The sequence below is a fragment of the Paenibacillus piri genome (assembly GCF_004354045.1).
GTDB lineage: Bacteria > Bacillota > Bacilli > Paenibacillales > NBRC-103111 > Paenibacillus_S > Paenibacillus_S piri.
In genome coordinates this window covers 164,931-175,759 of record NZ_SMRT01000018.1, presented here as the reverse complement: position 1 = coordinate 175,759, position 10,829 = coordinate 164,931, and the positions used below count along the sequence as shown (strand labels likewise).

The following is a 10,829-nucleotide window of genomic DNA, read 5'->3' as shown; positions in this document are numbered from 1 at the left end:
GTCTCTGTACTCGGCATCGTGTTTTCGCACCGAATCAGCAGCTTGAACCAGATAGTAGCGCAAGTATTTGTTACCGGTGCGCATACGGGATGTTTCCTCGGCTTCAAATTCACCGGACTGGTTCTGGTTCCAGACAAGGCCGGCATACTTTGCCAAGTCGCTATGGTCATGGAAGCGGTCGATGCCGCCGATCTCAGCAAGGATGCCCGCCGCGAAAACAGGGCCAATTCCTTTGACCGATGTCAAGGTCTGAGGGATGCCCTTCATAATCTTGGCGATCTCTTTATCCAGCTTCAATATTTCGGACTCCAGATGGTTAATTACACTGAGTGTCGTAGCTAGCGAGATGTTCACGGGATCTTGCATGGTCTTATCCAGACGGTAAGAGGAGCGAGCAAGCTTTTGAAGATAAGTAGCAATCTCCTCTGTGTTCTTAAAGCGGTTCTTTCCTTTATCGTTAAGAAACTCAACCAGTTCTTGTATCGACATGTTAGCAACTTGCTCGGGCTCTAACTCTTAATTCGCTCAAAATGAGCTTCTAAACTGATTATACGAGGGAGAGTTGATATGGAGAGAATTCTGCTTATTGAAGATGATGCGGCAATTGCAAGATATCTGGAACTGGGATGTACTCCATTAATCGCTGTAGGAAAAAGCTTTACCGACGCCAGAAATTGTCTGTTGGCAAATGATTTTACAATACAGGACAAGAGAAATAAGAATGAGATTTTTAAGATTCCGCTCCAATAGGGGGCGGAAACATTTATGATATGCATATGCATATGTTTATTGGAAGCATACGCTGCTAATGACAGTTCACTGGAACATCCACCGATTTACTTCAGAATGTCTGAAATATTTTTATCAATGGCTAAAAATCGCTAAAACAGGTGTAAGAGATTACGTTAATCAGTACGTGTCCAGACTTACGATCTGATCATAAAGCCGGTTGTATTAACATCGCCAGTATGAGGCGATGTTTTTTATGTCCATGGGAGTGGGAATAAAGTTCTTGTCATTTATGACATCAAGTTCTTGTCAAAGCTCAATGACAAGAACTTGGTCCCATTCCCGACGAGCCAGTTCAATAGTTTTATATTTAGGCGCTAACGGGCAGTTTAGTTGAAAAACTTGCTATTTACACACGAACATATATTCGATATCCTGATATTATAATTTCCATATTTAAGGAGAAGTATAAAGTTTCATATTTCCGTGAGAATGAGAGGGAGAGAAAATGATGAAAACTAGTATCGTTTTAGTTGCCAGCGTATCTATAGTTCGAGACAACAAAGTTTTGATAATAAAAGAAAATAAGCCTTCTATCAGGAACAAATGGAATTTTCCGGGCGGAAGGATAGAACCTGGTGAAGATATCCTAGATGCTGCACACAGGGAAGTAAAAGAAGAAACCGGATATGATGTCAAACTAACCGGAACAACAGGCATCTATAATTTTATTAGCGACACAAACAATCAAGTCATTATGTTTCATTTTACCGGCGAAATCATTGGAGGTTCTCTTCAATTAGATGATATTGAGATTAATGAATACAAGTGGATCATGGCATCCGATTTATTGATTCCTAACTTATACGAAATCCGCGGGGCAGATGTTATTAAACAAATTGTAGAAAACCTTATAAATGGAAAGAATCATCCAGTATCTCTATATAACCCTAAATTAACCTAATAGAAAAAACCGAAAGGTGTGATGGGACATCATGTTAAAAAAATTCATACTGCTCTTTTTTTGTTTCGTGCCATTGTTATCCGTAGGTCAGAATATAACAAAAGGTGATGTACCCAAAACAAAAACATCAGAAGACTTCAAAGATCTAAAAGATGTGGATGCCAAGACAAAAGAATTGGTCGACAAATGGTTATCTAAAGGTATAATGCATAGTGTATCTGAGGATTGTTTTGGACTGGAAGAGACTATTAGCCGCGCTGAATTCGCCAAAATCTTAGCCATTGCCGTAAGATTAAAGGTAGATACCTCCATAAAAACATCCCGGTTCAAAGATGTGTCAATTAATGATACGGTCTACGGATACGCACTCCCTTATATAGAGGTACTACGAAAAGCCGGGGTTACCGACGGTATCGAATTTTACAGATTCGATCCTGCAAGTGCAGTGACAAAAGAACAGCTTGCAGTTTTCATGATCCGTAGCTTAAACAAAGAGGCGGAAACCAGAGAAACCCCTTTATTAGCAGATGAAACGGTTTCCGATTATGCAAAGGGACACGTTGCTTTGGCATTTGAGTTATTTCCTTATCTAATCACGAATGGACCATACAATGGTACAACACCCATTAGTAGGCAAATGGTTGTACTTGCTTTGGAAGATCTGACGGTTGGTTATTGTGGTTGTGGTCCTAATAGCACAAAAACTGCTACAAGGAACTTTAGTGACGTACGCTAATCAAAACAACATAGACGCGGTTGCTGGCATCAATCGGCAGCCGTGTTACGCTAAACGGGGCAGATTGGTTTAATAGAAGGAACCGATGAGAACAATCGTTTCTAAAGAGTTGCTTCAGTTTCGATTATATTTCAAAAATAATTGAAATGTCAAAGGGGGAATGATATATTTTTTCCATGAGACAAAATGTTGAATTTGCAGTAGCTCAAGCGGCTAAAGTACTCAGCGATCCGATACGGCTCAAAATATTGATGCTTCTTAAAGAGGGCAGACAGGAGGTTTATCAGGCGCCAGTCTGTTCGGCTTTTGCTCATGCCATCTGTCCGGAGGATCTGAAGCTCGGTTTGGGCGACATTTCGTCGTCCAAGCTGTCGTATCACTTGAAGGAATTGAAGGACGAAGGCTTCATTCAGGAGTGCAGGGAGGGAAAGCGGATATACTATCTCCTTAAGCCTGACCGGTTAAAGCGCTTGATTGAATTGCTCCTCGGGTTCTACTAGACGTGAAGCAAATAGTATTGGCGCTTGACGGAGCTGCACATGCTGGTCATATCCCCTCACACATCCCGACAGGAAAAGATCCCGAATTTATCCGAGAATATATTATAATATCCGAATGGAGTGGAAGTCGGCGTGGCAGCATGGTTGAGAAGATGCGGCATTGTATTGATTTGGCTCACTATAGCGGGAATGCTTGCCGCCTCCCCGACCGTAACGGCTGCACAAACACAAGCCGGCGGCGGCATGAAGCTGTCCCTCGTCGATGAGATTTCGACTTACAGCTTGAACAGGCAGATGGACATTCTGGAAGATCCGCAAGGAAAGTGGTCGATTGAGGACGTTCAGTCGCCGGCCATGCAGGATCAGTTCCGGCCGGCCAAGGGCAAATCCTCGTTCGGGTATACCTCGTCCGCGTATTGGGTGCGGGCTGTCATTGTCAATGACTCTTCCAATTCGCGGTGGGAAATCAGCGTATTGAATCCGCTTATGGATCGGATCGCCATCTATCCCGCGGCCGAGATGATCTCGGTCCACCGGCACTATCCCACCTATCAGGTGCTGCTGCAGCCCGGAGAACAGACGACGATATACATGCGGTTCGAAACGTACGGCTCCATGATGTTGCCTCTGCAGCTGATCGCCCAGTCTGCACTGTACGATTCGATGCACAACCAATTGCTGTATAGCGGGATCTATAACGGAGTGCTGTTGGTCATCATGGTTTTCCAGATGGTCCTGTTTCTGTATACGCGCAATCGCGCTTATTTATATTATGCGCTGTACGTCATTTCGTTTTGTATTGCCGTCTTGATCTGGAACGGATTTACGCTGCGATGGTTCGGTCTCGAACCGGTTGAAGGGAGCGGAATGGCTGCTGCCGGCTTCTGGAGCAGTCCGTCCGGCTTGTATGACATGTTTTACGTGCTTGGCCGGTGGTTCGGTTGTTTGTTTGCGGTGAACTTGTTGATGCCCCGCGATTATTCGCGTTTGTCGGACTGGATTTGCCGCGCGCTGAACGTGTTTTGTCCGCTTCTATGCATCAGCATGCCCTTCTTATATCCGTACGGGATGGCAAGTTTTCTGTTCTGGTTCAAGTATGTCAGCCTGTTCCTCATGATGCTCGTTCTCATCTTGTGCGCGGTCAAAGGGAGCCGGATCGCCTTCTTCCTGGCCATTCCCAAGGTTCCGGTCGTCCTGATCGCGATCGTGCCGAAAGCCCTGCTTATGTACGGGCTGCTGCCGAACAATTTTTTGACGCGCAATATTGCGCAATTCGGTGTGATCGGCGATTTCGTCTTCATGGCGGTATTACTGTACGCCCTGATGAATCAAATGCGCAGGAAAGAGGAGACGACTCTGCAGGCGCTCGTCGTAACTTTGTCAAGCTGGAACGCCAGTCTGAACAAGCGGGTGGAAGAACAGACGGAGAGCCTGAAGCAGGCGAACGTCAAGCTGATCGAATCCGAAGCGTTCCGTACCCGGATGCTGCAGAACATCTCGCACGATGTCCGCAATCCGTTGTCCTATGTCCAGAGCGGCGTTCAGGCGCTGCATGCCAAGCTGGAGATGAGGCCGGAGGAGCAGGATCGTCTGCTGCGCAAACTTCGCGATAAAGTGCAGGATGTCAACCGGTTTATCGACGATCTGCTTGACTTGACCCGGTGGGACGAAACGACGGAAGACAGGGAGGCCCGGTTGGTTATTTTCAACGAGTGGATGGAAGAAATGGGCGAAGCGCTGGCTGCGGATATTGAGTATGCCGGGCGTCGTTGTGTGCTGAGTCTGGAGCCGGCCGGGACGGACGTCGACGTACGGATGAATCCCCATGCAATCAAGAGAGTGCTGGCCAATCTAATCCATAATGCATGCAAGTATACACCGCCCGGCGGCACGATCACAATCCATGTCAGCTATCCGGCCGATGCGGTTCGCGTTGTGGTCGAGGATACGGGACCCGGGATCAGCCCGGAACTGTTGGAGCGCATATTTCAACGGCATTATTCGGGCGTGGGGTCAGAGAGCAGCGGTCTGGGCCTTGCTATCGCCAAAGACCTTGTGGAACGGCACGGAGGTGCGATCGGGGCGGAAAGCGGTGTGGGGCAAGGAAGCCGATTTTATTTTACACTGCCTGTCGTCAGGACGGATGATCGATGATGAACTGTGCCTTTAATTAGGGAGACTTTTGTGGACATCCGTTTTAGAGGAACGGAAATGTCCATTTTTTTTGTGAAGATGAAGGTAGGAGGAGGAGGCCGAAATCGGGCTTACCCGGTAAGCTTGGACAGCGCATTGGACGGAGCGGAAGCCGTCATTTTGGCAGCGCCGGATACCTCGGCCGGGTAACCGGCGACATTGTTCCGCGGCTGCAGCCCGATACGCTGCTTGTGCTGCGGCGGCCTTTCTAGGTCAGCTGCCGGAGCGCGGCGACGTCGCCAATGAGCCTGGAGGGCTCCTCCAGCATCCCCCTCCGGAAATTTGGCGGGAAAAAGGTTATTATCTAATTTATGACTTCATCCGCGGAAAAGTTATCCAGCTTAGAAGATTTAATCTCGACTTTTTCCCTTTTTCCCGGACTAGACCGATAAATTCTCCAAGAAATTGTTCCCATTTCAAACCTATTTCCTTTTTTGCACTATCATTCTCAAGAACGCATCTTACGCTTTGATTTAATGCCAGCTCCAGATGGGATAATGCTTCGCGTAAATGAGTATCTATATTTTGCTCTGTCATTTATAAACGTTCTCCTCGTATTTGTCGTCATCAAGTAATGCAATTTCTTTGTCCAGCTGTTTTTTCATCCTTTCAAACTGGGCTTCCGCTATGATATCTTCCACTTCCTGCCGCGCAATTTGCACCAAGGATTTGCCGCGGTTGATTAAATTGGAGCCGCCCTCCAATCCTGTTGCGGCTATAGGTCGAAAAATCGATTTGGCGATTGGAAGCAAAGCCGAAGCCGCCACGGCAAGGGCTGCGCCGATTATTAATTTGTCAACATTTTTTTGCAGCATACAGATGCAGATCCTCCTTACAGTGCTAATGTGTAATAACTGCGGCGGTTAGGCCGCAGCATAAGTGTTGGCCGGATAGACAGGTTTACGTTCCCTTATTTTTGAAATCAGAGTTAATACCGGTTTCGACAAGAGCGATACTGACCCGGCAACTCCGAGGATTGGAATCCAATATTGGAACGGCATGCGGGCAGTATGGAAAAATCCGGCCAATGGCGGAATGTATAAAGCTCCTAACAAAGCCAGCCAAGAAATACATAACGAGCCAAGTAAAAACCGGTCCTTCATCCAATCGCGCGCCGTTTCTTCAGAGCCTTCTCGCCGCCAGGAGAAGGTTTGGATCAATTGTCCGGCGACCAACGTTGCAAACGCAACGCTCTGGGCAACCGGTAAAGGTGTACCGGCTGCGAGACTTGCCGCAAATAAGCCCAGCGAGCCTAACCCTAACAGAACGCCTCTTGTTACAACCTTTTGGTACAGCTCCTTGTCAACAATATCCGTTCGTTTCGTCTGCTTTGTTTTATTACCCGGATTTACAGCCAAAACCATTGCCGGTAAAGCATCGGTCAACAAATTCATAAGCAGAATTTGAATGGGGACTAATGGAATGGGCAGCCCGGCCATTACGGCGGCGCTCGTTACGATAATCTCCGCCAAATTACCGGTTAATAGGCAGCCGAGCGCTTTGCGGATGTTGCCGATAATGGTCCGGCCTTCTTTGACCCCGTCAACAATCGCGCCAAAATGATCTTCGGTCAGCACAAGATCTGCAGCTTCCTTCGTTACTTCCGTCCCCGTCCGTCCCATGGCTATTCCGACATTGGCTTGTTTGATGGCGGGGGTATCGTTGACGCCGTCTCCGGTCATGGCGACAATATGACCCTGGTTTTGAAAGGCCGTTACAATACGAAGCTTGTGCTCCGGCGTAACCCGAGCAAATATCGATACTTGATCAACAATCCGGCTCAGTTCATCGTCAGGCATCCGGTCAAGCTCATAACCGGATACAACCTTCTGCGACCCGTCGTAAATTCCGAGCTGCTTCGCGATGGCAATGGCGGTAATCGGATGATCGCCTGTTATCATAACCGGCTTTAATCCCAAGGCAAATGCCTCCCGGATATTTTCCGCGACCTCGGATTTTGGAGGGTCTATCAGCCCTGCCATCCCTACATAAATCAGTTCCTTTTCATCGTCGATTGTTTCCCCGTCGTTTATACGCTCATCAACGGGCTTATATGCGAAAGCGAGAACACGCAGCGCTTCGGCTGAAAATGTTTCGTTTTGCTGCAAAATTTGCTGCTTTTGATCTTCGGTTAAGGGGTAAACATCCCCGTCTTTCTGATACCGGTTGCAGTGGCGGAGAATGGTTTCTACCGCTCCTTTGGAAAAGAGGTAGCATTCCTTTTCTTGCCGGGTATCCTTGCAGACGACGCTCATTTTGGCCGTATTGGAATCAAAAGGGATTTCCATTCCGCGGTGCCAATGGGACATATCCTTCAGCCACAGGCCGTTTTTGGCCGCAAGCGCAAGAAGAGCGCCTTCCGTCGGGTCCCCCTTGGTCGTCCATTGGCCGTCCCGCTGTTCGAGCAGGCTGTTATTGCATAATAAGCAAATATGCAGCATTCGATCCAAATCAGGATCGGCGATGGGGCCGTCGCAATGCTCCGGTTCCATCACTGCTGCGGCAGTAGCTGCGACCTCGGGAGAAAGCTCCTTCAATGTCCCCGACGGTTCATAGCCGTTGCCCGTTACAGTCCATGTACGGTTTACCGTTGAAAGAGACTTTACGGTCATTTCATTTTTGGTCAAGGTTCCTGTCTTATCTGTACAAATAACGGTTGTCCTGCCTAAAGTTTCCAAGGAGGAAAGCTTTCGAATCAGCGCATTTTTCTTCGCCATACGGTAGATCCCCGCACTTAACGCTATCGTTATGGTAACGGGTAGTCCTTCAGGAATAGCAGATGCCGCCAAGGTGATCGAAGTCGTTATCATCTGCGGTAAAGGGATGCCGCGGATCAGTCCGGCTGTAAATACTAATCCTCCGGCCACAAGAGCGCCTTTGAAAAACTTTTTGCTAATGGACGTAACCTTGTGCTGTAATGGCGTAACATCTTTTTCCTGCTGCTTCAAAAGGGACATTAAATGGCCCATTTCGGTATTCATCCCTGTTCTGACTACAATGCCTTTCCCTTTGCCTCCACATACATCGGTCCCCATAAAAAGCATGTTGGTCCGTTCGGATAGAGGACAATCCCCGGTCAGAGCATGTTCGTTCTTTTCCACGGGAATAGATTCCCCGGTCAAAGCGGACTCGTTGACGCGTAAATTCCATGAACTGATCAACCGGATATCCGCCGGAACGCGGTCTCCCGCCTCCAGGCAGACGATATCCCCCGGTACCAATTCCGCTGCATTAAGCTCCGTTTGTTGTCCGCCCCTAACTGCCTTGCACACCGGAGACTGAAATTGGCTTAACGTTTCCATCACTTTTTCCGCTTTGCGTTCTTGAATTGTGCCGATCGCCGCATTGGCGAGCAGGATTGCGCCCATTGCAATACCGTCAAATATTCCTCCGGTGAAAATGGCTAAAGCGGTTGTGCCGAGCAGAACCAAGGTTGTAAATTCCTTAAATTGCCTCAAATAGGAAACAAGCCAAGGGGGCGTTTTTTTGCCGTCAAGCCGGTTCCAGCCGTACTTATTCCTTATGGAAGCAACCTGCTTAGGTGTCAGTCCAACCTGTTGATCCGCTTGCAGCCTGTCAATAACCTGATCGCCGGAAAGGGCATGCCACACGGATGCTTCCGAAGCGGCCGCAATCTCTGCTTTGTACGCCGGCGGCGGCGGAGAAACTAAAGCTTCGCTAACTTTTTTGGTTCTCGTCATGAAAACAAGGGATAATGCATCCCCCGCCAAATTGGCAACAGGTGCGCTAAGCAGACCTAACGTCGCCAGCGCGGATCCCAGAACATTCCACTTCTTGGTAAGCTGAACATGCCGGTTAACGGTATGATTCATTTTCTCTGCAAACAGAGCGCTTTCTTGCACTTGGTTCAAATCATCAATTGAAATCGACGGTACTCCGGCTTCCTTGTAAAACCGGTTAACCGGATTCGATTCCTGTCCGGCGACAAATAATACTTCCTCGCCTTGCTGCTGCAGTCCCGCGATCCGTTCAATCACTTCGCCTTGCTCTAACATGGACCAGCTAGTATCTATGCGGTATTTAGAAATTTCGGCGCCGCTAATGTTCAAGCTGTTATGTAATAAACCAAGCCGCCAGCCCTTCTCAATAAAGGATGCGGCGACAGAGCCGTAACCGTTAACGGAAGCCCCCTGATGTCTGGCAATCAATCCGAGGCATCCGCCGTTCATATTCCCTTGTTTGCCGGCAAATAGAACGTCATATCCTTTTCTTGTAAGCCGTTTGGCCTTAAGCTCATAGGAGCCGCAATCAATTCCGTGCTCCTGCAAATATTTGCAGCTGCCGAGCAAGATCTGGCTATCGCTTATTTTGCCTCTTATTCCTTGTTCTTCTTCTTCCACGTGAAAAGCGGTTCGGATAGTCCGGCACGTTTGTTTCGCCTTGATCCGCATTTCCTCTTTCCACGGATGGCTGCTTCTTTCCATTAATGAAGCTGCTAAACAAATCATTTTATCGGAATCTTGTTCATTATTGGTATAGCATTGGATTTCTTCAATTTCCGGGTTGTTGAAAAGGAGCGGCGAATCTTCAAACAAAATCGTTTTTGTCCGGGCCAGCCGGGATAAGGAGCCCTTTTCCGGAACTATATAGCTCCTCTCATCAGAAACAAGCTCGGCCTGATTCCAGGCTAATTGAGCGGGTATGGCCACCGGCCGCGGATTTGCAGCCAAAAGGACGGCAATGGCCCGCAGCGGATTGCGCGTTATAGCCCAGGTAGCCGCCGCGGCGATCATGCCCAGCTTGCCCGCCTTATCGCAATAGCTTTGTATTTCCGGCGGCAAGGAAGCCGATTGATGTCCGTTCCATACGGAACGGCTTCGTTTCCAATTCACATATTGCAATAGGCTGAGCCCGGCAAGCACCACCAGGTTTTCGCGCATTAGCGCCAGAGCAAGCGCGCCTGCACCCAAGATGAGATCCGCATTGATTTGTTTCTTATCCGAATACGTTTGAATGCCCCTCTTCAAGAACGGATAACCGGTTGCTATAGATATGAACGCTGATAAATAAAAGGGAGCCGGACTTCTTGCCAAGGCAGAGCGTCCCGTAAATAGCTGCTTGGCTCCCAACACGGCCAATCCGCCCATGGATAAAGCCAATGGTATCGGTATTTTTTCCGCAGGTTCTTTCCTGTTTTGATCTGTTAACACAGGGAGGACCCGCATTTCATCGGGAAGTTCCGCTTCCGGCTCAACTGCAATTGCAGCTGCGGCTTCCTTCTTGGCTTCATCCCGCCCGCCAGAGTCGGTGCCGGCATCGGAATGAACAGCGGTCTTGTTTTGTGAACAAATGTGTTCTTCTATTTCTTGAATGTACTTGAAAATATGCCCGGCTTTAACCTGCTTTTCATCATAAACAAGCAGCAATCTGCCCGTTACAATGCAGGGCTCGGCTTTATAAATCCCTTTGCAATCGGACAATCTTTCGGTAAGAATCTTTGCAGTATATTGATTTCCCTGCAAGCCGCAGATTTCCATGCGTATTCTTCCCGGTATGGCGCGAAGAAATCTGGTCTTGTTTCGTAATTCTGTCATCTTAATTCTCCTCGCCCGTGTGTAGAGGTAACAATTATTGGGTTATTATTCACCGCTTTGACTGAAATATGCATTCGCTGAAAGCGGTTTGTCATTCGGTTTGGATACAAAGTATAAAAAATTTCAAATTATGGAATTATTTAATTAATCTT

Annotated in this window: 10 protein-coding genes; 6 read left to right on the top strand and 4 right to left on the bottom strand. The window is 48.0% G+C overall.

What is annotated here, in order from left to right; translation table 11 throughout:
- A partial coding sequence (locus E1757_RS28705; protein ID WP_246079611.1) for a transposase occupies window positions 1-489 on the bottom strand: 489 nt, incomplete at its 3' end.
- 78 nt (window positions 490-567) lie between these two features.
- Between E1757_RS28705 and E1757_RS28700 the strand changes: the two genes are divergently transcribed.
- From E1757_RS28700 to E1757_RS37000, 6 genes are all read left to right on the top strand, one after another.
- Window positions 568-750 carry a hypothetical protein gene (locus E1757_RS28700; RefSeq protein ID WP_133234676.1) on the top strand — a complete coding sequence of 61 codons (183 nt, stop codon included), beginning with the start codon at window positions 568-570 and terminating at the stop codon, window positions 748-750.
- 487 nt (window positions 751-1,237) lie between these two features.
- Window positions 1,238-1,693, top strand: a complete 456-nt coding sequence (locus tag E1757_RS28695; RefSeq protein WP_133234674.1) for an NUDIX hydrolase — start codon at window positions 1,238-1,240, stop codon at window positions 1,691-1,693.
- 31 nt (window positions 1,694-1,724) lie between these two features.
- Window positions 1,725-2,429, top strand: coding sequence for an S-layer homology domain-containing protein (locus E1757_RS28690; RefSeq protein WP_133234672.1), 705 nt, complete (start codon window positions 1,725-1,727; stop codon window positions 2,427-2,429).
- 176 nt (window positions 2,430-2,605) lie between these two features.
- Entirely contained in the window at window positions 2,606-2,929 is a 324-nt protein-coding gene (locus tag E1757_RS28685) for an ArsR/SmtB family transcription factor (protein ID WP_133234670.1), read from the top strand.
- A 132-nt stretch (window positions 2,930-3,061) separates the two neighbouring features.
- The gene (locus tag E1757_RS28680; RefSeq protein ID WP_133234668.1) at window positions 3,062-5,083 is read left to right on the top strand and encodes a sensor histidine kinase; all 2,022 of its coding nucleotides are present in this window, start codon (window positions 3,062-3,064) and stop codon (window positions 5,081-5,083) included.
- 57 nt (window positions 5,084-5,140) lie between these two features.
- Window positions 5,141-5,272: a hypothetical protein gene (locus tag E1757_RS37000; RefSeq protein WP_281282549.1), complete on the top strand. Its 132-nt coding sequence runs from the start codon at window positions 5,141-5,143 to the stop codon at window positions 5,270-5,272.
- Window positions 5,273-5,431: 159 nt separating this feature from the next.
- Here the strand turns inward: E1757_RS37000 and E1757_RS28675 are convergent, their stop codons facing one another.
- The 3 genes from E1757_RS28675 to E1757_RS28665 are packed head-to-tail and all read right to left on the bottom strand — an operon-like array spanning window position 5,432 to window position 10,677.
- Entirely contained in the window at window positions 5,432-5,659 is a 228-nt protein-coding gene (locus tag E1757_RS28675) for a hypothetical protein (protein ID WP_133234666.1), read from the bottom strand.
- A complete protein-coding gene (locus tag E1757_RS28670) occupies window positions 5,656-5,937 on the bottom strand; it encodes a DUF5132 domain-containing protein (protein ID WP_133234664.1) in 282 nt (93 codons plus the stop codon). Before E1757_RS28670 ends, E1757_RS28675 begins: the two co-directional genes overlap by 4 nt.
- A 48-nt stretch (window positions 5,938-5,985) precedes the next feature.
- Window positions 5,986-10,677, bottom strand: a complete 4,692-nt coding sequence (locus E1757_RS28665) for a cation-translocating P-type ATPase (protein ID WP_220446546.1) — start codon at window positions 10,675-10,677, stop codon at window positions 5,986-5,988.
- Window positions 10,678-10,829: the final 152 nt, after the last annotated feature.

What these genes read in the sequence shown, in the direction of transcription:
- E1757_RS28670 (WP_133234664.1), bottom strand. Translation starts at nt 5,937, where the DNA reads ATGCTGCAAAAAAATGTTGACAAATTAATAATCGGCGCAGCCCTTGCC.
- E1757_RS28685 (WP_133234670.1), top strand. Translation starts at nt 2,606, where the DNA reads ATGAGACAAAATGTTGAATTTGCAGTAGCTCAAGCGGCTAAAGTACTC.
- E1757_RS37000 (WP_281282549.1), top strand. Translation starts at nt 5,141, where the DNA reads ATGTCCATTTTTTTTGTGAAGATGAAGGTAGGAGGAGGAGGCCGAAAT.
- E1757_RS28665 (WP_220446546.1), bottom strand. Translation starts at nt 10,677, where the DNA reads ATGACAGAATTACGAAACAAGACCAGATTTCTTCGCGCCATACCGGGA.
- E1757_RS28700 (WP_133234676.1), top strand. Translation starts at nt 568, where the DNA reads ATGGAGAGAATTCTGCTTATTGAAGATGATGCGGCAATTGCAAGATAT.
- E1757_RS28690 (WP_133234672.1), top strand. Translation starts at nt 1,725, where the DNA reads ATGTTAAAAAAATTCATACTGCTCTTTTTTTGTTTCGTGCCATTGTTA.
- E1757_RS28675 (WP_133234666.1), bottom strand. Translation starts at nt 5,659, where the DNA reads ATGACAGAGCAAAATATAGATACTCATTTACGCGAAGCATTATCCCAT.
- E1757_RS28695 (WP_133234674.1), top strand. Translation starts at nt 1,238, where the DNA reads ATGATGAAAACTAGTATCGTTTTAGTTGCCAGCGTATCTATAGTTCGA.